We start from the raw sequence: 20526 nt of genomic DNA, 5'->3' as shown, positions 1-20526 counted from the left end.
GGCTATTCTTGCACAGTCTGCAAATCTTGCATAGGGTGCAATCAAATCATGTCGCAGAGACTCGGCTTTTGGCCGGGCAGGCGACTTCTGGAAGGATACGAAGATGCGGTCCCGCTATTCGCCCCCCACGACCCTCGCCGCCTGCCTGCTGGCGCTGACCCTGTTCCTTGGTCTCGCCAGCGCCAGCCTCGCGCAGGAGGCGCCGCCGCCCGCCGAGGTGGGGGTGATTGCCATGACCGAGCAGCCGGTCTCGCGCCGCTCGACCGTCCCCGGCCGCGCCGTCGCCTCGCAGCAGGCCGAGATCCGGCCCCGGGTCGGCGGTGTGGTGACCGAGATCCTCTATGCGCCCGGCCAGCCGGTCACGGTCGGCACGCCGATGTTCCGGCTGGATGCGGCGAGCTACGAGGCAGCGGTGTCTTCTGCCGAGGCAGGCGTGGCGCGGGCTGAGGCGGCGCTGACCCAGGCGCGGACTTCGCTGCGGCGCTCGGAGCAGCTTGAGGGCTCGGGCGTCACCAGCGCCGATGTGGACAGCGCGCGGGCAACGGCCGCCGAGGCGGAGGCCGATCTGCAGAGCGCCCGTGCCGCCCTCCGGGTGGCCCAGATCGAACTGTCCTGGACCGAGATCACCAGCCCGATCAACGGGTTTCCCGATGTCGCGAAGGTGTCGGTGGGCGATCTGGTGACGGCGGGGCAGGCGGATACGCTGACCACGGTCACCCGGCTCGACCCGATCTATGTCGACATGATCGAGCCGAGCGCGCGGCTTTTGTCGATCCGCGACGAGATCGACAGCGGCGCGCTCAGGATGAACGAGACGTTGAAGGTGTCGCTGACGCTGGAGAACGGGCGCAGCTTCAATGGCACGGGCAGCCTGGTCTCACCGGGGGTGCAGGTCTCGACGACGACCGGCACGGTGGCGGTGCGCTTCCAGTTCGACAACCCGAACCGGATCATCCTGCCGGGCATGTTCGTCCGCGGCGATGTGGAGCTTGGCACGGTGCAGGCCTTCCTCGTGCCGCAGCGCGCGGCGACGCGGGAGCGGGATGGCTCGCTCACCGTCTGGGTCGCGGGCGAGGGCAATCTGGCCGAGCAGCGGCGGATCGAGACCTCGGGCAGCTTCGAGAACGCCTGGGTGGTGACCGAGGGGCTGGCCGAGGGGGATCGGCTGATCGTGGACGGGTTGTCATCGCTGAGGGCAGGGGCGGAGGTTGTGCCAGTCCCGGTGACGCTGGATGCGCAGGGCGTGGTGCAGGACGTGCCTGCCGAAGCGGCGGCGGACTGAGCGCATGGCCTCCTTCTTCATTCGCCGCCCGGTCTTTGCCTGGGTGCTGGCCATCGTCACCATGCTGGCCGGGCTCTTCGGGCTGAACAGCCTGCCCATCTCGCAATATCCCGAGATCGCGCCGACCACGGTGCGGATCAGCGCCACCTATTCCGGCGCCTCTGCCGAGGCGGTCGAGAACTCGGTCACCACGGTGATCGAGGACGGGCTGACCGGGCTCGACGGTCTGCTCTACATGATCTCGACCTCGAACACCGGCTCGGCCAGCGTCTCGCTGACCTTCGACGACGACATGGACCCGGATCTGGCGCAAATCCAGGTGCAGAACAAGCTGCAGCTCATCACCTCGAGCCTGCCGGAAGTGGTGCAGAGCCAGGGCGTGAACGTCTCGCGCTCGACCTCCTCGATCCTGATGGTCGGGGCGCTGGTATCGCAGGACGGCGCCTATTCTTCGCTGCAACTGGGCGATATCATGGCCCAGACCATCGAGGACCCGGTGAAGCGGGTGGCGGGCGTGGGCTCGATCAACAGCTTCGGCTCGGGCTATGCGATGCGGATCTGGCTCGATCCGGTCAAGCTCTACCAGTATCAGATCACCCCTGCCGACGTGACGGCGGCGGTGTCCGAGCAGAACTCCAACGTGACCGTGGGCAGCCTTGGCGCGCAGCCGGTGGTCGAGGGGCAGCAGCTGACCGCGACGCTGACCGCGCAGTCGCAGCTCTCGACCGTGGAGGAGTTCGAGCGGATCTTCCTGCGCACCGAGGCCGACGGATCCACCATCTTCCTCGGCGACGTGGCGCGGATCGAGATCGGGCAGGAGAGCTACGGCTCCTCCTCGCGCTACAACGGCAATCCCGCCGCGGGCTTCGGCATCAACCTCGCCGCCGGGGCCAATGCCGTCGATACCGCCGAGGCGGTGCGCGCCACGCTGGACCAGCTTGCGGCCAGCCTGCCGGAGGGGGTGGAAATCGCCTATCCCTACGACACATCGCCCTTCGTCGAGGAATCGATCAATCAGGTCTACCACACGCTGATCGAGGCGGTGGTGCTGGTCTTCCTCGTCATCCTCGTCTTCCTTCAGAGCTGGCGCGCGACGCTGATCCCGACCATCGCCGTTCCGGTCGTGCTGCTGGGCACCTTCGGCATCCTCGCGGTGCTGGGGTTGTCGATCAACACGCTGACCATGTTCGCCCTCGTGCTGGCGATCGGCCTTTTGGTCGATGACGCCATCGTGGTGGTGGAGAATGTCGAGCGGGTGATGGAGGAGGAGGGGCTGTCGGCGCGCGAGGCCACCGAGAAGAGCATGCACGAGATCACCGGCGCGCTGGTGGGCATCGTGCTGGTGCTCTCGGCGGTGTTCCTGCCGATGGCCTTCATGGAGGGCTCGACCGGGGTGATCTACCGGCAGTTCTCGGTGACGATCATCTCGGCCATGCTGATCTCGCTTGCCGTGGCATTGATCCTGACGCCGGCCATGTGCGTTTCGCTGCTGCGCCCGCGCAGCCATGGCGGCGGCATCGCCCCGGCGCGCTGGTTCAACCGGGGTCTCGACAGGGCGACCGACGGCTATGCCTCGGCGGTGGCCGGTAGCCTGAAGCGGCCGTTCCGGCTGCTGATCCTGCTCGTTGCCCTCTCGGGCGGGGCCTACCTGCTCTATGACCGGCTGCCCTCGTCCTTCCTGCCGCAGGAGGATCAGGGGGTGCTGATGGCGATGGTGGAGCTGGACGAAGGCGCCACCACTGCCCAGACCGAAGCCGTGGTCGAGGAGATCGAGGCCTATCTGCTCGAGGAGGAATCCGCGACGGTGGAGGCCGCCTTCGGCGCGCTCGGCTTCAGTTTCGGCTCGAGCGGGCAGAATTCGGCGATGCTCTTCGTCAAGCTGAAGGACTTCGAAGAGCGCGAGGGGGCGGAGGCCAGTGCGCTGGCGATGCGGGCCAACATGCGCTTCATGGGGCATCGGGCCGGGCAGATCATCTTCATGCAGCCGCCGTCGATCCAAGGCCTGGGCAATTCCTCTGGCTTCAGCATGTATCTGCTGGATCAGGCGGGCAACGGTCACGAGGCCTTGGCCGAAGCGGCGGATACGCTGGTGGCCAATGCCACCGAGGATGGTCGGGTCGGCGAATTGCGCGGCAATGACGACGCCTTCGAAAGCTCGCTCAGGCTGGAGATCGACCAGCAGAAGGCCGGCGCCTTCGGGCTCAGCCTGTCGGAAATCAACGCGATGCTGGCGGTGATGTTCTCGGGGCGCGAAGTTAATGACTTTACGTTAGGAAATGAGCTGCGTCCGGTCATCGTGCAGGGCGACGCGCCCTACCGGATGCAGCCGGAGGATGTCGACGGCTGGTATGCCCGGACCTCGGGCGGCGAGATGGTGCCCTTTGCCGCTTTCATGACGCAGGAATGGGACGAGGTCGCGCCGAGTCTCACGCGCTACGGCGGCTCGCGGGCGCTGTCGCTTTCGGGTGCTGCGACCGAGGGGACCAGTTCGGGCGATGCGATGGAGGTGATGGAGAGCCTGACGGCGGAGCTTCCGGGCGGTTACGGCGCTGCCTGGGCGGACCTGTCCTATCAGGAACGTCTGGCGGGCAATCAGGCGCCGCTGCTCTATGCGCTGTCGGCGATGATCGTCTTCCTCTGCCTCGCGGCGCTCTACGAAAGCTGGACCGTGCCCTTCGCGGTGATGCTCTCGGTGCCTGTCGGGGTGCTGGGGGCTGTGGCGGCGGCGACGCTCTTCGGGCAGGACAACGACGTGTATTTCAAGGTCGGCCTCCTTGCCACCATCGGCCTTGCCGCGCGCAACGCGATCCTGATCGTCGAGTTCGCCCAGACCCTGCAGGAGCGCGGCATGACGCTGGTCGAGGCCAGCACCATGGCGGCGCGGCAGCGGCTGCGGCCGATCCTGATGACCTCGATCGCCTTCATGCTGGGGGTGCTGCCGCTGGCCATCGCCACCGGGGCCGGGGCAGGGGCGCAGAATGCCATCGGCATCTCGGTGCTGGGCGGGATGATCGCCTCCACCCTGATCGGTGTCTTCCTCGTGCCGGGGCTCTACGTGATCGTGCTGTCCGCCGTCGCAAGGCTGCGCCGCAAACCGGCCTGAGATCGGGCGTCTCCCTATGGCGAGGGGGACGCCTTTTCCGTCAGCGGATAGGCTGCCCCCCAGATCTGCCGCGCATCGCGGGCCAGAAGCCGCGCTTCGGCGGCGGAGAGCCGCTGTCGCGCCGCCGCGGGATCGCGTGTCTCGTGCAGCGCCCGTTGCCAGAGCCGCAGGGCCGAATTGGCCGACCACGGCAGCGCCGCCCCGGCGAGCCAGAGCCGGAGTTCGGCGGGCAACCGGTCGTAGCGCGCCATCGCATCGGGCCGCGCCTTGCGGCGCAGCGAGGTGGCAAGGTTGCGCCGCAAAGCTCAGGCCTCTCTCGGCCTGCCCCAGAGCGGCAGCGGGTCAGGCAGCGCGGCCCATTCCTCCGGCACGAAAGCTGCCTGCGGCACCAGACAGCGGTCAAGCATCGCGGTGATGCGGCTGCGGCTCATGGTGCCGAGCGTGCCGATGAAGACCAGCTCCTGCCGCCGGTCGCCAAAGACGGTGTCCCAGCGCTCCTGCATCCGCGCCCGGGCCTCGCCTCCCTCGGGCCAGTGCCGCTCGGACACTGCTGCCCACCAGAGACCGAGACCCCGCGTCGTGGCCAAGGCTCCGGCAAGGCTGAACTCGCCGGCCCAGTCGGGCCGCGTCGCCAGCCAGAAATGCCCCTTGGCGCGGATCACTCCGGGCAGGGGTGTCTGCAGAAACGCGGCGAACGCCTCGGGATCGAAGGGGCGGCGGGCGCGGTAGACGAAGCTGGTGATGCCATATTCCGCATCTTCCGGCACATGGTCGGCGAAGCCGTGCAGCTCCTTGAACCACAGCGGATGCTGGTGCGCGCGCTGGAAATCGAAGAGCCCGGTATCGAAGATCTCGCCCGGCGCCACCCGGCTATGGTCGGTTTCGATCAGCCGCGCGTCCGGGTTCAGCCCGCGGATGATGAGCCGCGCCGCTTGCAGCTGCTCGGGCGTGGCGTCGGAGACCTTGTTCAGCACCACGACATCTGCGAATTCGATCTGCTCGACCAAAAGATCGACCAGACGCCGCCCGTCCTCCTCTCCCGCCGTCTCGCCCCGGTCGGAGAGGAAATCGGCCGAGCCGTAGTCCTTGAGGAGGTGGATGGCATCGACCACGGTCACCATCGTGTCGAGACGGGCGATATCCGACAGGCTCCCGCCCGCCTCGTCGCGGAACTCGAAAGTCGCGGCGACGGGCAGCGGCTCCGACACGCCGGTGCTCTCGATCAGCAGATAGTCGAAGCGGCCCTCATCGGCCAGACGGCGGACCTCCTGCAAGAGGTCGTCGCGCAGCGTGCAGCAGATGCAGCCATTGGTCATCTCGACGAGCTTTTCCTCCGAGCGTGACAGGTTTGCCCCCTCGCGCACCAGATCGGCGTCGATGTTCACCTCGGACATGTCGTTGACGATCACCGCCACCCGCCGCCCCTCGCGGTTGTTCAGCACATGGTTCAGCAGCGTCGTCTTTCCGGCGCCGAGGAAGCCGGAGAGGACTGTGACGGGAAGGCGGGGCTGCGGCATGGGAATCTCCGTAATGTTATAGCATAACATTATGGAGATCGGCGGGTGGAGGCAAGGCGCGGTGGAGCGGAAAAGCAAAAGGCCAGCGCGGGGCGCTGGCCTGAGGGTTCGAAAGGGCGGAGATCAGAACAGGAAGTCGGATTCGCCGAGCTGCGAGAGCTGCATATCCGCGAGGGTGATCGTCGTGCTGGAGGACAGCGTCAGCACCACGTCCGAGCCGGATTGCGTCGCGTCGTCGATCAGCTGCATCACCTGAGCACGGCTGAAATCGTCGAGATCGATCCGGTCGGTGCCGTTCTGGAAATCGGTGATCACGTCGCGCCCGTCGCCACGCTCGAACTCGAACACGTCGGCGCCCGCGCCGCCGGTCAGCCTGTCATCGCCGGCATCGCCTTCGAGCCGATCGTTGCCCCGGCCACCCTTCAGCACGTCGGCACCCGAGCCGCCTTCCAGCGTGTCGTTGCCATTGCCGCCCTTGAGGACGTCGTTGCCCGAGCCGCCTTCGAGATCGTCGTTCCCGCCGCCGCCGATCAGCCGGTCGTTGCCCGCGTCTCCCTCGATCTCGTCATGGCCCGCATTTCCGAACAGCCGGTCATTGCCGCCGTCGCCGTCCAGCTCGTCATTGCCGGCGCCGCCGTAGAGGCTGTCGTTGCCGCTGCCGCCGTCAAGCTCGTCGCTGCCGCCCTGGCCTTCGAGCCGGTCGGCCCCGTCGTCTCCGTGCAACTCGTCCTCGCCGCCCCGACCGAACAGCCGGTCATTGCCGCCGAAGCCCCGGGGGAAATCCTCGAACGGGCCGCCGTGGAGGGTGTTCGCCGAATCGTTGCCTTCAAGACGTGCCATATTGTTTTCCTTCAATTTTGTTTCTCGAACCGGCGTCTGCGACGGGGCATCCGCATCCGGTCTGTCCGGGGAATGCCACAAGGCACCTGACGCCCGCCTGACATCGGCTGTCAGGGATTTGTCAGCGGGCGGCTGATATGACGGTTTCATGAAACGCATCCTGCTCAGCCTCGTCGTCCTGCTGCCTTCCGTCCTCGCGGCGCAGGAGGCTCCGCGCCCCGATTTCGAGATCGCGCGCGACGCGGTGGCCCAGGGTGCCTTCCTGCCGCTGGGGCCGATGATGGCGCGGATGGAGCGGGAGTTTGCCGGGCGGGTGCTGGAAGTCGAGCTGGAAGAGGATGACGGGCTGCATGTCTATGAATTCGAGATCCTGCGCAGCGATGGCCGGCTGATCGAAGTTGACGTCGACGCCACCACGGGCAAGGTGATCGAAGTCGAAGACGAGGATCCCGATGACGATGCGGACGAGATGGACTGATGCGGGCGCTGGTCGTCGAGGATGACCCGCGCATCGCGGGCGACCTGACCGTGGCGCTGACCTCGGCGGGGTTCCGGGTCGAAACGGCGGAGGATGGCGAGACAGCGTGGTTCCTCGGCGGGACAGAGGCCTTCGATCTTATCGTGCTGGACCTGGGCTTGCCGAAGCTCGACGGGCTGGCGGTGCTGAAACGCTGGCGGGCGGAAGGGTCGGAGATCCCGGTGCTGGTGCTGACAGCGCGCGGCACCTGGATGGAGCGGGTCGAGGGCATCGATGCGGGCGCCGACGACTATCTGCCCAAACCCTTCCGCATCGAAGAGCTGGTGGCGCGCGCCCGCGCCCTTGTCCGCCGCTCGGCAGGGCGGGCGGCGCCGGTGCAGAGCGCGGGGCGGCTGTCGCTGGATCTCAACCGCATGACCGGCGCGCTGGATGGGGTGCCGCTGGCGCTGACGCCGCTGGAGTTCCGGCTACTTGCCTATCTCATGCTGAACAAGGGCCGCACCGTGCCGCCGACAGAGATGCTGGAGCATCTCTATGGCGACGACGACTCGCGCGAGGCCAATGCCGTCGAAGCGCTGGTGGCGCGGCTGCGGCGCAAGCTGGGGCCGGGCATTGTCGGCACGCGGCGCGGCTTCGGCTACCATCTCGAAGCGGTCTGAGGGTGCTGCGCTCGATCCGGCTGCGGCTGCTGGTGCTCTGGGCCACCGTTCTGGCGCTGACGCTGGTCGCGCTGTCCTGGGGGCTGGCGCTGCTTTTCGACCGCCATGCCGAGCGGGTGGAACTTGCGGCGCTGAACAACCGCTTCGACGCACTGGCGACGGCGCTGGAGCCTGCGCCCGGGCATCCGGTGCTTGCGGAGCGGCCCGGCGATCCGCTGTTCCAGCGCCCGCTCTCGGGGCACTACTGGCAGATCGAGCTGGATGGTGCGCTGCTGCGCTCGCGCTCGCTCTGGGATTACACGCTGCCGCTGCCCGAGGCGGCGCCGGAGGTCGGCGGCCAGTCGGTCCGTGACCTGCCCGGGCCGAAGGGCGAGCGTCTGGTGGTGCTTGACCGCAGCATCCGGCTTGGGCCTTCCGGCACGCCGATCCGCATCGCCGTCGCCGCCGACCGGGCCGAGCTGACCGAGGCGCGGCGGGCCTTCCTGCGCGATCTCTGGCCCTATCTCCTGCTGCTGGCGCTGGCGCTGGTCGCGGCGGCCGCGGCGCAGGTGACGCTGGGACTGCGGCCCCTCTCGGCCATCGGCGCGCGGGTGGCGGCGCTGACCTCGGGGGCGGAGCGGCGGATCGGCAGCGACCTTCCAACCGAGGTGATGCCCTTGGCGCAGGAGATCGACAGCCTGCTCGACGCCCGCGAGGCCGAGGTGGACCGTGCCCGCCAGCGTGCGGGCGATCTGGCCCATGCGCTGAAGACGCCGCTGCAGGCGCTGATCGGCGAGGCGGGGCGGCTGCGGCAGCGCGGCGATGCGGGGGCCGCCGAGGGGTTGGAGGAGGTGGCGATGGCAATGCAGCGCCACGTCGATCGCGAGCTGACCCGCGCCCGCATCGCGGTGGGCTCGCATGCCGCGACCGACCCGGCGCGGGCGGTGCAGGATGTGGTGTCGGTGCTGCGGCGCACGGCGCGCGGGCCGGGGATCGACTGGCAGATCGAGGCCGAGGCCGTGAAGGTGCGGATCGACCGCGCCGACCTGACCGAGGCGCTCGGCGCGCTGATCGAGAATGCGGCAATCCACGCCGAGAAGCTGGTCCGCATCGCCATCGGCCTGCGTGAAGGGCAGGTGGCGATCACGGTGCGCGACGACGGGCCGGGGGCAGACCCTGCGCAGCTCGAGGCGATGCGGGGCAGGGGGGTCAAGCTCGACAGCCGGAGCGGGGGGCACGGGCTGGGCCTCGCCATTGCCGACGACATCGCCGAGGCGGCGGGGGGCAGGCTGGAGCTGCGCAATGCGACGCCGGGGCTGGAGGCGATGCTGATCCTGCCGCGGGCCAGAGGATGAGCGGGCGGCGGCCCGCCGATGCCCGCGCGGCACCGAAAAGTGACTTGCCCCGCGCGGACGAGACGGCATAACCGCGGCATGTTTCGCACCGTCTCGCTGGCCTCCGCCCTCGCCCTTTCCGCCGCGCCCGCTCTGGCGCATCCGCATGTCTTCGTCGATGCCAGGGCGGGCTTCGTCCTTGGCGACGGCGCGCTGACCGGGCTGCGCATCACATGGCTCTACGACGCCTTCACCACGCTGGTGCTCTACGATCAGCTCGATCTCGACCATGACCGCGACGGCAAGCTGAACGCGCAGGATCTGGAGCGGGTGGCGCATGGCGAGACCGACTGGGCGCCGGATTACGAAGGCGACACCTACCTCTGGGTCGGCGGGACGAAGGAGCCGCTGGGCCGCCCGCAGAACGGGGTGGCGCGGATGGTGGGCGACCGGGTGGAGGTAAGCTTCGATCTGCCGCTCGCCACGGCGCAGCCGCTGGAGGGGGTGGCGGCCAGTCTGAAGCTCTACGATCCCGGCTATTACTACGCCTACACGGTGACCAGCGCCGAGGGCGAGGTGCCGGGCTGCAGCGTCTCGCTGATCCCGTTCCAGCCCGACGCGGCCGAGCAGGCGCTGCAGGAGGAGCTGAGCGCGCTGTCTCAGGAAGACATCCCCGACGATCCCACCATCGGCGAGCGCTTCGCCGACGAGATCACGTTGCAATGCGACTGATCCTGACCCTGCTCGGCATCCTCGCGGTGGCGGGGCTTCTGCTGCTGCTGTCGGGCAGCCCGCAGGCCGGGGCCTTGGCGCATTGGGCGGCAGAGCAGCAGCGCGGCTTCCAGAATGCGATGGCCGGGAGTCTTCAGGCGCTGAAGGCGGGTGATCCGGCGGCGCTGGCGACGCTGTGCTTCCTTTCGGCCAGCTACGGCTTCGTCCATGCGCTGGGGCCGGGGCATGGCAAGGTGCTGCTCGGCGGCGCGGCGCTGGCAGGCGGGGCGGGGCTCTGGCGGATGCTCTGGCTCAGCCTCGTTTCGGCGCTGGCGCAGTCGCTGACGGCGATCCTGCTGGTCGTGGTGGGGGTGAAGCTCCTGGCGCTGACCTCGACCGAGGCCATCGGCCTGACCGAGGATTGGCTGGCCCCGGCGAGCTATGCCGCCGTGGCGCTGATCGGCGCGATGCTGGCCTTTCGCGGTGGGCGTGCCCTGCTGCGCCAGCTCGACGCCAAGCGGGAGGCGCATGCGCATCACCATCACCACGGGGAGGACTGCGGCTGCGGTCACAGCCACGGCCCGACGCCTGCCGCCGTCGCCGCGCTGACCTCGAAGCGCGAGATGGCAGGGCTGATCGCCAGCATCGCGCTGCGGCCCTGCACCGGGGCGCTGTTCCTGCTGGTCATCGCCTGGCGCTTCGACATCGCGGCAAGCGGCATACTGGCCGTTCTGGCGATGGGCCTCGGGACGGCACTGTTCAACGGGCTGGTGGTCGGTGGCGGCGTCGGGCTGCGCCAGCTTGCCCGGGTGGCGGGCGGTGCGGCAGCGGGCCGGATGCAGACGGTCTCGGCGGCACTGCAGCTGGTGACCGGCGGGGCGATCATGGCGCTGATGCTGGCGATGATCCTCGGCCGCGGCTGAGGCGGCGGCCCCCCGGAAGGGGCCGCCTGAAGCTCAGGCCACCTGGGCGCCGAGCCCGGCAGCGCGACGACGCTCCACCCGGGCGCGAATGGCGGCGAGGTCGGTCACCGGGGTCGCGGCGAACAGCGTCCGGGTATACTCGTGCTGCGGATTGCCGAAGACGGCGTCGCGGCTGCCGTATTCTACCACCTCGCCCTTGTACATCACCATCACCTCGTCGGCGATGTAGCGCACCACCGACAGGTCGTGGCTGATGAAGACATAGGTCAGGTTGAACTCTTCCTGCAGATCCGCCAGCAGGTTCAGCACCTGCGCCTGCACCGAGAGGTCCAGTGCCGAGACCGGCTCGTCCAGCACCAGAAGCCGCGGGTTCACCATCAGCGCCCGGGCGATGGCAAGGCGCTGGCGCTGCCCGCCCGAGAACATGTGCGGATAGCGGCTGAAATGCTCGGGCAGAAGCCCGACCTTCGTCAGCATCGCCATGGCCTTCTCGCGCCGCTCTGCCGCCGTGTCACTGGTGTTCAGCAGCAGGGGCTCCATCAGCATGTCCCCGACCTTCTGGCGCGGGTTCAGCGAGCCATAGGGGTTCTGGAACACGATCTGCACCTTCTGGCGCATCTCCGAGGGCAGCCGCTCCACGCCGATGTCGATCGGCTGGCCGTCGATCAGCAGCTCGCCACCCGTTGCCGGGTCGATCAGCGTGATGATCCGGGCGAGCGTGGACTTGCCGCAGCCGCTTTCGCCGACGACGGCGAGGGTCTTGCCCTGCTGCACCGAGAAGCTGATGCCGTTCAGGGCGCGGACATTCTGCGCCTTGCGGAACAGCCCGCCGGTGACGCTGTAGTCGCGGATCAGGCCGCGGGCCTCGAGAACCGGGGTCATCGCGCGCCCTCCGTCTGCAGCGAGGCGGTGTCGACGAAATCCGACACTGTCGGCAGGCGGTCGCCGGTCGCAAGCTCCGGCAGGGCCGAGAGCAGCGCCTTGGTATAGCTGTGCGACGGGTTGTCGAACAGCGTCACCACATCGGCCTCTTCCATCTTGCGCCCCTTGTACATCACCGCCACGCGGTCGGCGGTCTCGGCCACCACACCCATGTCATGGGTGATCATGATCATGCCCATGCCGGTTTCTTCCTGCAGCGTCATCAAGAGGTCGAGGATCTGCTTCTGGATGGTCACATCCAGCGCCGTCGTCGGCTCGTCCGCGATCAGCAGCTTCGGCTTGCAGGCGATGGCGATGGCGATCATCACCCGCTGGCACTGCCCGCCCGACATCTGGTGCGGATAGGAGTCGAGGCGCTTTTCGGGGTCGGGGATGCCCACGGCGCCGAACAGCTCCACCGCGCGCTTGCGGCAGTCGGCGCTGTTCAGGCCGAGATGGCTGCGCAGCACCTCCTCGATCTGGTAGCCCACCGTGAAGCAGGGGTTGAGCGAGGCGATCGGTTCCTGAAAGATCATCGAGATGTCGCGCCCGATGATCTTGCGCCGCTCGGTGTCGGGCATGGTCAGCAGGTCACGCCCGTTGAAGGTCATTACGTCGGCAGTGATCTTGGCCGTCTTGGGCAGCAGCCCCATCGAGGCCAGCATCGCCACCGACTTGCCCGAGCCGCTCTCGCCCACCACGGCCAGAACCTCGCGTTCCTGCACCGAAAGGTCGATGCCCTTCACCGCGTGGAAGAGGCCGGTCGAGGTTTCGAAGCTGACCGTGAGATTGCGGATTTCCAGAAGCGCCATCGGCTCAGCTCCGCTTCAGTTTGGGGTCGAGCGCATCGCGCAGACCGTCGCCGACGAGGTTGATCGCCAGCACCGTAATCAGGATCGCAAGGCCGGGGAAGGTGACGACCCACCAGGCCCGCAGGATGAACTCGCGCGCTTCGGCCAGCATGGTGCCCCATTCCGGCGTCGGCGGCTGCGCGCCCATGCCGAGAAAGCCCAGGGCCGCCGCGTCGAGCACCGCGTTGGAGAAGGACAGTGTGCCCTGCACGATCAGCGGGGCGAGGCAGTTCGGCAGGATGGTCTTGAACATCAGCCGCAGGCGACCGGCGCCCGCAACCCGTGCGGCCATCACGTATTCCTTGTTGCGCTCGGTCATCACCGCCGCCCGGGTCAGGCGCGCGAAATGCGGCTGCAGCACGATGGCGATGGCGATCATCGCGTTCATCAGCCCCGGCCCGAGGATCGCCACCATGACCAGCGCCAGCAGCAGCGACGGGAAGGCGAGGATCACGTCCATCACCCGCATGATGACGGTATCGACCCAGCCGCCGAAGAAGCCGGCGATCAGCCCGAGGATGATGCCGCCGAAGAGCGCGATGGTGACGACGACGATGCCGATCACCAGCGACTGCCGCGCGCCGAAGATCAGCCGTGAGAGGATGTCGCGCCCCACCGCATCGGTGCCGAGCAGGAAGCTGGACATGCCGCCCTCCTGCCAGACCGGCGGCACGAGGAAGGCGTCGCGGTTCTGCACCGTCGGGCTGTGCGGGGCCAGCAGCGGCGCGAAGATGGCGATGACCACCAGCGCCATGAAGACGCAGAGCCCGATCACCGCGCCCCGGTTCTCACTGAAGTAGAACCAGAACTCGGAGAGCATCCGCCGGGTTTCGGAGGTCTGTTGCGTAGTCTCTGTCATGTCGACCTCACTTGTGACGGATGCGCGGATTGATGACGCCGTAGAGCAGGTCGACGATCAGGTTCACGATCATCACCACCCCGGCCATCAGCAGAAGACCGCCTTGCACCGACGGGTAGTCGCGGCGCGAGATGGAATCGATCATCCATTTGCCGATCCCGGGCCAGGAGAAGATGGTCTCGGTCAGGATCGCCCCGGCCATCAGCACGCCGATCTGCAGGCCGATGGTGGTGATCACCGGGATCAGCGCGTTGCGCAGCGCGTGGATGCCGACCACGCGGAACGGGCTCATCCCCTTGGCGCGGGCGGTGCGGACGTAGTCTTCGCTCAGCACCTCCAGCATGGCCGAGCGCGACTGCCGGGCGATCACCGCCATCGGGATCGTGGCCAGCACGATGGACGGCAGGATCAGGTGGCGCACCGCCGAGGTGAAGGCGCCGCTCTGGCCCGAGGCGAGCGAATCCCACAGCATGAAGCCGGTGCCGTTGGGGAAGAAATACAGCAGGTCGATCCGGCCGGAGACCGGGGTCCAGCCGAGGATGCCCGAGAAGAAGATGATGAGCAGCAGCCCCCACCAGAAGATCGGCATCGAATAGCCGACCAGCGCCGCGCCCATCGACACCTGGTCGAAGACGCTGCCGCGCTTGATGGCGGCGAAGACGCCGAGCGGGATGCCGACCAGCGTCGCGATCAGGATCGCGATGAGCCCCAGCTCGATGGTGGCGGGGAACAGGGTCATGAACTCGTCCAGCACCGGCTTCTTGGTGCTGAGCGAGCGACCGAAATCGCCCTGGAACAGGTTGCCGACGAATTCGAAATATTGCGCCCAGATCGGGCGGTCGAAGCCGAGCTGCTCGGTCAGCTGCGCGTGGCGTTCGGGCGAGATGCCGCGTTCCCCCGCCATCAGCAGCACGGGGTCACCGGGCAGCAAGCGGACGAAGCCGAAGGCGACGATGGTGATGCCGATGAAGGTCGGCACCAGATAGGCGAGCCTGCCAAGGAGAAATCTTATCATCTCGATCCCGAATGAGGAGAGGCGCGCCGGGGGGACGTCCCCGACGCGCCTGCACGTTAGTGTAGCGTGTTTACTCGGCGATATCGACGCCCGTGAAGTTGTGGGTGCCCAGCGGGTCCATGATGTAGCCCGTTACCTTCTTCGACATCGGCATGAAGACGGTGGAGTGACCCAGCGTCGCCCAGGGGTTCTGATCCTTGAAGATCACCTGGGCTTCTTCATAGAGCTTGGTCCGCTCGGCCTGATCCGCCGTCACCTTGGCCTTCTGGATCAGCGCGTCGAAGTCCTCGTTGCACCACTGCGCACGGTTGGCACCGCCTTCGCCGGTCGCGGCGCAGCCCAGAAGCACGGCGAGGAAGTTGTCCGGATCGCCGTTGTCGCCGGTCCAGCCGAGGATGACCGCGCCCTTGCGGGCCGGATCGGTCGACTTCGCCAGATACTCGCCCCACTCATAGGAGACGATCTCGACATTGACGCCGATCTTGGAAAAATCCTCCTGCAGCATCTCGGCGGTGCGGCGGGCATTGGGCATGTAGGGGCGCTGCACCGGCATGGCCCAGATTTCCATGTTCAGGTCGCTGACGCCGGCATCGGCGAGCATCTGCTTGGCCGCTTCCGGATCGTAGGTCGTGTCGACCACGGCGTCGTTGTAGCTCCACATGGTCGGCGGGATCGGGTTCTTGGCCAGCTGGCCCGTGCCCTGGAACACCGCATCGACGATGGCCTGCTTGTTCATCGCCATGTTCAGCGCCTTGCGCACTTCGGGCTTGTCGAAGGGCGCGACGGTGGTGTTGTAGGCGAGGTAGGCCACGTTCAGACCGGCCTGCTCCATGACGGTCAGGTTCTCGTCGGCCTTCAGCGCCTCCAGGTCGGCGGGCGCCGGGTAGGGCATGATGTGGCATTCGCCGGCCTGCAGCTTCTGCATGCGCACCGCCGGATCGGTGGTGATGGCGAAGACCAGATCGTCGATCTCCTCGCGGCCTTTGAAGTAGTCGTCATGCGCCTGATAGCGGATCACGGCGTCCTTCTGGTAGGCCACGAACTTGAACGGGCCGGTGCCGACCGGGGCGTTGTTCATGTTCTCCATCGTGCCGGCCGCTTCGAGCTGGTCGGCGTATTCCTTCGACAGGATCGAGGCGAAGCTCATCGCGAGGTTGGCGAGGAAGGGCGCCTCGGGACGGGTGAGCACGAATTTCACCGTCAGGTCGTCGACCTTCTGGATTTCCTTGATGACCGTCGGCATTTCCATGCCGCTGTAGTACTCGTAGCTGATCCCGGCGATGTACTGGTGCCACGGGCTCGCCTCGTCGCCCTGACGGTTGAACGAGAAGATCACGTCGTCGGCGTTGAAGTCGCGGGTCGGGGTGAAGAAGTCGGTGGTGTGGAATTTCACGCCCGGACGCAGCTTGAAGGTATATTCCAGCCCGTCTTCCGACACTTCATAACTCTCGGCCAGCGAGGGCACGACATTGGTGGTGCCGAGATCGAATTCGACCAGACGGTTGTAGACCGTCTTGCCCGAGGCATCGAGCGTGGTGCCGGCGGTGTAGGGCGCCGGGTCGAAGCCTTCGGGCGATCCTTCCGAGCAGTAGACCAGCGTCTTGGCATGGGCGCCGGCGGCCGACATCATCGCCAGCGAAGACGCGGCGACCAGATGTGCGAGTTTCATTTCGTTTCCCTCCGTTTTTGTTGGACTGGCCGCGGGGTTTCCCGATTTCGGCGACTGCGGCGAATTGAATGGGTTCGTTCTGTCAATTGCAAGCCGGATTCTCCAGAGGTGACGTTGCGGCCGGCCGGCCGTCACGCACGATCTTCCTGTTGACAGACGGCAGATCGTAAGGTGCCCTCACGCCCGGGTCACGGGCAGCGGGAAAACCCGCCGGAACGGCGAGAAATCTCTTTGCCCGCGGCGTCTCGCGGTGCAGGCTTGCGATCCATCGGACTGCAACGGGAGGAACTTGCATGACCATCTCTGGAAAAATCATTGCTTCGGCGGCGCTTGGCGCGGCGCTCTTTGCCGCACCCGCGCTGCGCGCGCAAGAGTTCATCAACGTGCTGACTGGCGGCACCTCGGGGGTCTACTACCCGCTGGGCGTCGCCCTGTCCGAAATCTATGCCGAGGGAATCGAAGGCTCGCGCACGCAGGTGCAGGCGACGAAGGCCTCGGTCGAAAACCTCAACCTGCTGGGACAGGGCAAGGGCGAGATCGGCTTCTCGCTGGGCGACGCGGTGGCGCTGGCCTGGGAGGGTGATGCCGAGGCGGGCTTTCCGCAGCCGCTGAAGAACCTGCGTGCCATCGCGGCGATCTATCCCAACTACATCCAGATCGTCGCCGAGACCGCCTCCGGCGCCACGACGCTGGAAGACCTCAAGGGCAAGACGCTCTCGGTGGGCGCCCCCGCCTCGGGGACCGAGCTGAACGCCCGGGCGATCTTCGGCGCGGCGGGGATGAGCTATGACGACCTGGCCAAGGTCGAATACCTGCCCTTCGCGGAATCCGCCGAACTGATCAAGAACCGCCAGATCCAGGCCACGCTGCAGTCGGCGGGTCTCGGGGTCGCCTCGATCAAGGATCTTTCGGCCACGCACGAGATCACGGTGATCGGCATTCCCGAGGAGGTCGTCGCCAAGATCGGCGCGCCCTATGTGCCCGCAGTGATCCCGGCCGGCACCTATACCGGGCAGGACGCCGATGTGCCGACCGCCGCCGTGGGCAACATCCTCGTCACCAACGAGGAGGTCAGCGAGGAGACCGCCTATCAGATGACGAAGCTGATCTTCGACAATCTCGACCGGCTGAAGTCGGCCCACAGCGCGGCGGGCAACATCGCGCTGGAACGGGCGGTGGAAGGGCTGTCGATCCCGCTGCATCCGGGGGCGGAGCGCTACTACCGCGAAGTCGGCGTGATCCAGTGATCTGACCGACGGCGGGGCGGCGCAGCCGTCCCGCACGCCCCCCGCCGCGGGGGCAGGACAGCCTTGGGAGGGGCAGCATGACCGAAAAACCGACAGTCGAGGTCTTGGCGCAGACCGCCGAGGAAGCCATCGAGGGGCTGCCTGCCGGCTTTGGCGAAGGCTGGACGGGCCGCGCGGCCTTCTGGATCGCGGTGACCTTTTCGGCCTTCCAGATCTGGACCGCCGCCTATGGCACGCTGGCGAGCCAGATCGTCCGGGCGATGCATGTCGGCTTCCTGCTGCTTCTGGGTTTCGCGCTGGTCGCGAACCTTCTGGCCAAGCGGCCCCTGACAAAGGCGCTGTTCTGGGCGCTGGCGCTGCTCGGCTTTTCCACCGGGCTCTACAATTGGGTGTTCTATGACGAGATCATCCGCCGTTCGGGCTTCCTGACCACGGCGGATATCGTCGTCGGCTCGCTGCTTCTCGTGCTGGTCTTCGATCTTTCGCGCCGCCTGATGGGCTGGGCGCTGGCGACCATCGCCGCGATCTTCCTCGCCTACTGCTTCTTCGGCCAGCATCTCCCCGGCCCGCTGGTGCATCGCGGCTACGACTTCGTGCAGATCATCGAGCATTTCTCCTTCGGCACCGAGGGCATCTACGGCACGCCGATCTATGTCTCTGCGGCCTACATCTTCATCTTCGTCGTCTTCGCCGCCTTCCTCGAACGCGCCGGGATGCTGAAGCTGTTCAACGATTTCGCGCTCGGCCTCGTCGGCGGCTGGCGCGGCGGGCCGGCGCAGGTCTGCATCCTGTCCTCGGCGCTGATGGGCACGATCTCTGGCTCCGGGGTCGCCAATGTGGTGGCCAGCGGCCAGTTCACCATTCCGCTGATGAAGCGTTTCGGCTTTCGCTCCTCCTTTGCCGGCGGGGTGGAGGCGACCTCGTCCATGGGCGGGCAGATCATGCCGCCGGTGATGGGGGCCGTGGCCTTCATCATGGCCGAGACGCTGAACGTGCCCTATGCGTCGGTGGTGCAGGCGGCGATCCTGCCCGCGATCCTCTACTTCGGCGTCTGCTTCTGGATGGTCTATCTGGAGGCCGGGAAGGCCGGGCTGCAGGGGATGGACAAGGCCGGCCTGCCGAACCCGTGGAAGGCGGTGAAGGAGCAGTGGCCGCTGGTTCTGCCGCTGGTGGCGCTGGTCTGGCTGCTGTTTGCCGGCTTCACCCCGATCTTCGCCGGGACCATGGGCCTCGCACTCGTCGTCGTGCTGATCCTCGGCGCCCCGCTGGCGGCGCTGATCGGCCCCTTCGTCTTCCGCCTCTTGTTCTGGATCGTGCTGGGCCTCGCCGCTGCCTCCTTCATCCGCTTCGGCGTCGACCTGCTGGCGCTGGTCATCGTCTTGCTGGTTCTTGCCTGTGCCGTCTTCAAGGGCGGGCGCGAGACGCTGCTGATCGTGCGCGACGCCTTGGCCGAAGGGGCGCGCAACGCGCTGCCGGTGGGCATCGCCTGCGCCATCGTCGGGGTGATCATCGGCACGCTGACCCTGACCGGCATCGCCTCGACCTTCATCGGAGCGATCATCGCCATCGGCGAGAACAACCTGTTCATCTCGCTTTTGCTGACCATGCTGGTCTGTCTCGTACTCGGCATGGGCATTCCGACCATCCCCAACTACATCATCACCTCCTCGCTTGCCGGTCCGGCCCTCCTGGAGCTGGGTGTGCCGCTGCTGGTCAGCCACATGTTCGTCTTCTACTTCGGCATCATGGCCGACCTGACGCCGCCGGTGGCCCTGGCCTGCTTTGCCGCGGCGCCGATGGCCAAGACCTCCGGGCTGCGCATCTCGCTGCAGGCGTCGAAGCTGGCGGTGGCGGGCTTCGTCGTCCCCTTCATGGCGGTCTACACCCCGGCCCTGATGCTGCAGGATGCTGGCCCGATCGCCGAGAGCTTCGGCTATCCGGTCGAGGTGGTCTACATCTTCGCCAAGGCCTGTCTCGCCATCGGGCTCTGGGGTGTCGCGGTGGTGGGCTACGGCTTCGGCCATGCGCTTTGGTGGGAGCGGGTGGGGGCCTTCGCGGCGGGCGCGCTTTTGGTGATGGCGCTGCCGCTGACCGACGAGCTGGGGTTCGCGCTGGCCGCACTGGTGCTCGGGGCGCATTGGCTGCGCGCCCGCAGGCTTGCGCGGCAGCACCCGGCATGAGCCTCTGCGTCGCCGCGGGGGCGGTGGTGCTCGCCCTCGCCGTGCCGGAGTTCGAGCTGAGCTGGACCCATTCCGTCACCCGCGGTCTCTGGTGGGAGCGCTGGGAAGTGAACGCCGAAGGTCTGCGCCCGGTCGAGGCGCGGATCAGCGGCAGCGGCGCGGGGATGGAGCCGCCCGAAGACGCGCGGCTGGTCGATGGCGTCTGGAGCTATGCGCCCCAACTGCCGCCGCAGCGCGAGGTCTTCCTTGCGGCCTCGGGGGCGACGGGCGGGGGCTGGACGCTTTGCGCGGCGGGAGCGTGTCATAGCCTCGGCGCGGCGGCGGGCCCGCCGGTGCGGCTCTGGCAGGCGGTGAACTGCGACAGGTAGCCCCCGCGCCGCCAAGTGGCAGCGCGGGGGGCCGGGCGCTCACTCCGCCGGTTTGGCCTTGGGCTTGCGCGGCGCGCGGGGGGCCTTCTCGGTTGCGGGTTTCGACTCTGCCGCCTCGGTCTGCGGGGCCTCTGTCTTGGCGGCGCGCTTCGATGCGGTGCCGGCGGCTTTGGTCGCGCGCGGCGCCTTCACCTTCTCCGCGGCCGGTGTCTCGGCGCTGCTTTCCTGCTCGGCGGCAACGGCTTCGGCGGCGCGATGCCAGTGTTCCTCGTGGCGGCCGTCCGGCTTGCCTTCCTTTTCCCACAGGTCGTGCGCCATCTTGGCGATGCGTTCGTCGCGCTGGGACATTCTAGAACCTCCTTGAATGCTGCCCGGAAACAGGGGCCTGTGCAGCAACGCAATATGCGCCAGAAAGTGCCATGGGAAAAGCAAGCTGCGGCGAATGGCCCGTTTTGCCGGCAGGGCGGCCTATTTGTGAACGATTGCCGCCATCAGTACGAAGGACAGGATCAGGCTTAGAAAAAGCGCCCCCGCGGTGGTGCAGAAGAGCCCGTGCCAGAGGCGTTGCAGGCGGGTCTTCAAACACAGGC

Annotated in this window: 19 protein-coding genes; 10 read left to right on the top strand and 9 right to left on the bottom strand. The window is 67.5% G+C overall.

The annotated features are described in order from the left end of the window. Positions 1 to 103: 103 nt before the first annotated feature. Together AC3A5Z_RS14670 and AC3A5Z_RS14665 are read left to right on the top strand one after the other, a co-directional pair. Positions 104 to 1282 (top strand): efflux RND transporter periplasmic adaptor subunit, encoded by a 1179-nt coding sequence (locus tag AC3A5Z_RS14670; protein WP_487520088.1) that lies wholly within the window; start codon positions 104 to 106, stop codon positions 1280 to 1282. 4 nt (positions 1283 to 1286) lie between these two features. Continuing rightward, complete coding sequence (locus AC3A5Z_RS14665) at positions 1287 to 4385, top strand: efflux RND transporter permease subunit (RefSeq protein ID WP_487520087.1); 3099 nt, start codon at positions 1287 to 1289, stop codon at positions 4383 to 4385. Positions 4386 to 4399: 14 nt separating this feature from the next. On the opposite strand, the gene AC3A5Z_RS14660 is transcribed toward AC3A5Z_RS14665, so the two are convergent. The 3 genes from AC3A5Z_RS14660 to AC3A5Z_RS14650 form a co-directional block, all read right to left on the bottom strand. Next, on the bottom strand, positions 4400 to 4687 hold the full coding sequence (locus AC3A5Z_RS14660; protein WP_487520086.1) for a DUF6525 family protein: 288 nt from the start codon (positions 4685 to 4687) through the stop codon (positions 4400 to 4402). A gap of 3 nt (positions 4688 to 4690) precedes the next feature. Then, entirely contained in the window at positions 4691 to 5902 is a 1212-nt protein-coding gene (locus tag AC3A5Z_RS14655; protein WP_487520085.1) for a GTP-binding protein, read from the bottom strand. A 123-nt stretch (positions 5903 to 6025) separates the two neighbouring features. Then, complete coding sequence (locus AC3A5Z_RS14650) at positions 6026 to 6742, bottom strand: calcium-binding protein (protein ID WP_487520084.1); 717 nt, start codon at positions 6740 to 6742, stop codon at positions 6026 to 6028. A gap of 148 nt (positions 6743 to 6890) precedes the next feature. Between AC3A5Z_RS14650 and AC3A5Z_RS14645 the strand changes: the two genes are divergently transcribed. The 5 genes from AC3A5Z_RS14645 to AC3A5Z_RS14625 all read left to right on the top strand — a co-directional run bounded on the left by AC3A5Z_RS14645 (position 6891) and on the right by AC3A5Z_RS14625 (position 10826). Continuing rightward, complete coding sequence (locus tag AC3A5Z_RS14645; RefSeq protein ID WP_487520083.1) at positions 6891 to 7220, top strand: PepSY domain-containing protein; 330 nt, start codon at positions 6891 to 6893, stop codon at positions 7218 to 7220. After that, positions 7220 to 7879, top strand: a complete 660-nt coding sequence (locus AC3A5Z_RS14640) for a response regulator transcription factor (RefSeq protein ID WP_487520082.1) — start codon at positions 7220 to 7222, stop codon at positions 7877 to 7879. Before AC3A5Z_RS14645 ends, AC3A5Z_RS14640 begins: the two co-directional genes overlap by 1 nt. Positions 7880 to 7881: 2 nt before the next feature. Beyond that, positions 7882 to 9213, top strand: a complete 1332-nt coding sequence (locus AC3A5Z_RS14635; protein WP_487520081.1) for a sensor histidine kinase — start codon at positions 7882 to 7884, stop codon at positions 9211 to 9213. Between the two features lie 78 nt (positions 9214 to 9291). Beyond that, positions 9292 to 9924: a DUF1007 family protein gene (locus AC3A5Z_RS14630; RefSeq protein WP_487520080.1), complete on the top strand. Its 633-nt coding sequence runs from the start codon at positions 9292 to 9294 to the stop codon at positions 9922 to 9924. Next, positions 9915 to 10826 (top strand): nickel/cobalt transporter, encoded by a 912-nt coding sequence (locus AC3A5Z_RS14625; RefSeq protein ID WP_487520079.1) that lies wholly within the window; start codon positions 9915 to 9917, stop codon positions 10824 to 10826. The genes AC3A5Z_RS14630 and AC3A5Z_RS14625 overlap by 10 nt, the downstream gene beginning before the upstream one ends. 33 nt (positions 10827 to 10859) lie before the next feature. Here AC3A5Z_RS14625 and AC3A5Z_RS14620 read toward each other — a convergent pair whose 3' ends face one another. The 5 genes from AC3A5Z_RS14620 to AC3A5Z_RS14600 all read right to left on the bottom strand — a co-directional run bounded on the left by AC3A5Z_RS14620 (position 10860) and on the right by AC3A5Z_RS14600 (position 16141). Next, positions 10860 to 11708 (bottom strand): dipeptide ABC transporter ATP-binding protein, encoded by an 849-nt coding sequence (locus AC3A5Z_RS14620; protein ID WP_487520078.1) that lies wholly within the window; start codon positions 11706 to 11708, stop codon positions 10860 to 10862. Next, positions 11705 to 12559 carry an ABC transporter ATP-binding protein gene (locus AC3A5Z_RS14615; protein ID WP_136792360.1) on the bottom strand — a complete coding sequence of 285 codons (855 nt, stop codon included), beginning with the start codon at positions 12557 to 12559 and terminating at the stop codon, positions 11705 to 11707. The genes AC3A5Z_RS14620 and AC3A5Z_RS14615 overlap by 4 nt, the downstream gene beginning before the upstream one ends. 4 nt (positions 12560 to 12563) lie before the next feature. Next, complete coding sequence (locus tag AC3A5Z_RS14610; protein ID WP_487520077.1) at positions 12564 to 13457, bottom strand: ABC transporter permease subunit; 894 nt, start codon at positions 13455 to 13457, stop codon at positions 12564 to 12566. A gap of 7 nt (positions 13458 to 13464) precedes the next feature. Further along, positions 13465 to 14472, bottom strand: coding sequence for an ABC transporter permease subunit (locus AC3A5Z_RS14605; protein WP_487520076.1), 1008 nt, complete (start codon positions 14470 to 14472; stop codon positions 13465 to 13467). 70 nt (positions 14473 to 14542) lie between these two features. Continuing rightward, the gene (locus AC3A5Z_RS14600) at positions 14543 to 16141 is read right to left on the bottom strand and encodes an ABC transporter substrate-binding protein (RefSeq protein ID WP_487520075.1); all 1599 of its coding nucleotides are present in this window, start codon (positions 16139 to 16141) and stop codon (positions 14543 to 14545) included. A 293-nt stretch (positions 16142 to 16434) separates the two neighbouring features. Between AC3A5Z_RS14600 and AC3A5Z_RS14595 the strand changes: the two genes are divergently transcribed. The 3 genes from AC3A5Z_RS14595 to AC3A5Z_RS14585 all read left to right on the top strand — a co-directional run bounded on the left by AC3A5Z_RS14595 (position 16435) and on the right by AC3A5Z_RS14585 (position 19936). After that, on the top strand, positions 16435 to 17388 hold the full coding sequence (locus tag AC3A5Z_RS14595) for a TAXI family TRAP transporter solute-binding subunit (protein WP_487520074.1): 954 nt from the start codon (positions 16435 to 16437) through the stop codon (positions 17386 to 17388). Between the two features lie 77 nt (positions 17389 to 17465). After that, the gene (locus AC3A5Z_RS14590) at positions 17466 to 19568 is read left to right on the top strand and encodes a TRAP transporter permease (RefSeq protein ID WP_487520073.1); all 2103 of its coding nucleotides are present in this window, start codon (positions 17466 to 17468) and stop codon (positions 19566 to 19568) included. Then, a complete protein-coding gene (locus AC3A5Z_RS14585; protein ID WP_487520072.1) occupies positions 19565 to 19936 on the top strand; it encodes a DUF1850 domain-containing protein in 372 nt (123 codons plus the stop codon). Before AC3A5Z_RS14590 ends, AC3A5Z_RS14585 begins: the two co-directional genes overlap by 4 nt. Before the next feature lie 39 nt (positions 19937 to 19975). Here the strand turns inward: AC3A5Z_RS14585 and AC3A5Z_RS14580 are convergent, their stop codons facing one another. After that, entirely contained in the window at positions 19976 to 20284 is a 309-nt protein-coding gene (locus tag AC3A5Z_RS14580; protein WP_487520071.1) for a DUF2934 domain-containing protein, read from the bottom strand. Positions 20285 to 20526 lie beyond the last annotated feature (242 nt).

It is taken from the genome of Cereibacter sp. Soil_C_27, from assembly GCF_057657095.1.
The sequence above is the reverse complement of the archived record's forward strand: the minus strand, read 5'-3'. Positions and strand labels throughout refer to the sequence as shown.

What these genes read in the sequence shown, in the direction of transcription:
- AC3A5Z_RS14585 (WP_487520072.1), top strand. Translation starts at nt 19,565, where the DNA reads ATGAGCCTCTGCGTCGCCGCGGGGGCGGTGGTGCTCGCCCTCGCCGTG.
- AC3A5Z_RS14670 (WP_487520088.1), top strand. Translation starts at nt 104, where the DNA reads ATGCGGTCCCGCTATTCGCCCCCCACGACCCTCGCCGCCTGCCTGCTG.
- AC3A5Z_RS14650 (WP_487520084.1), bottom strand. Translation starts at nt 6,742, where the DNA reads ATGGCACGTCTTGAAGGCAACGATTCGGCGAACACCCTCCACGGCGGC.
- AC3A5Z_RS14590 (WP_487520073.1), top strand. Translation starts at nt 17,466, where the DNA reads ATGACCGAAAAACCGACAGTCGAGGTCTTGGCGCAGACCGCCGAGGAA.
- AC3A5Z_RS14665 (WP_487520087.1), top strand. Translation starts at nt 1,287, where the DNA reads ATGGCCTCCTTCTTCATTCGCCGCCCGGTCTTTGCCTGGGTGCTGGCC.
- AC3A5Z_RS14615 (WP_136792360.1), bottom strand. Translation starts at nt 12,559, where the DNA reads ATGGCGCTTCTGGAAATCCGCAATCTCACGGTCAGCTTCGAAACCTCG.
- AC3A5Z_RS14655 (WP_487520085.1), bottom strand. Translation starts at nt 5,902, where the DNA reads ATGCCGCAGCCCCGCCTTCCCGTCACAGTCCTCTCCGGCTTCCTCGGC.
- AC3A5Z_RS14610 (WP_487520077.1), bottom strand. Translation starts at nt 13,457, where the DNA reads ATGACAGAGACTACGCAACAGACCTCCGAAACCCGGCGGATGCTCTCC.
- AC3A5Z_RS14620 (WP_487520078.1), bottom strand. Translation starts at nt 11,708, where the DNA reads ATGACCCCGGTTCTCGAGGCCCGCGGCCTGATCCGCGACTACAGCGTC.
- AC3A5Z_RS14605 (WP_487520076.1), bottom strand. Translation starts at nt 14,472, where the DNA reads ATGATAAGATTTCTCCTTGGCAGGCTCGCCTATCTGGTGCCGACCTTC.
- AC3A5Z_RS14645 (WP_487520083.1), top strand. Translation starts at nt 6,891, where the DNA reads ATGAAACGCATCCTGCTCAGCCTCGTCGTCCTGCTGCCTTCCGTCCTC.
- AC3A5Z_RS14580 (WP_487520071.1), bottom strand. Translation starts at nt 20,284, where the DNA reads ATGTCCCAGCGCGACGAACGCATCGCCAAGATGGCGCACGACCTGTGG.
- AC3A5Z_RS14640 (WP_487520082.1), top strand. Translation starts at nt 7,220, where the DNA reads ATGCGGGCGCTGGTCGTCGAGGATGACCCGCGCATCGCGGGCGACCTG.
- AC3A5Z_RS14600 (WP_487520075.1), bottom strand. Translation starts at nt 16,141, where the DNA reads ATGAAACTCGCACATCTGGTCGCCGCGTCTTCGCTGGCGATGATGTCG.
- AC3A5Z_RS14595 (WP_487520074.1), top strand. Translation starts at nt 16,435, where the DNA reads ATGACCATCTCTGGAAAAATCATTGCTTCGGCGGCGCTTGGCGCGGCG.
- AC3A5Z_RS14630 (WP_487520080.1), top strand. Translation starts at nt 9,292, where the DNA reads ATGTTTCGCACCGTCTCGCTGGCCTCCGCCCTCGCCCTTTCCGCCGCG.
- AC3A5Z_RS14625 (WP_487520079.1), top strand. Translation starts at nt 9,915, where the DNA reads ATGCGACTGATCCTGACCCTGCTCGGCATCCTCGCGGTGGCGGGGCTT.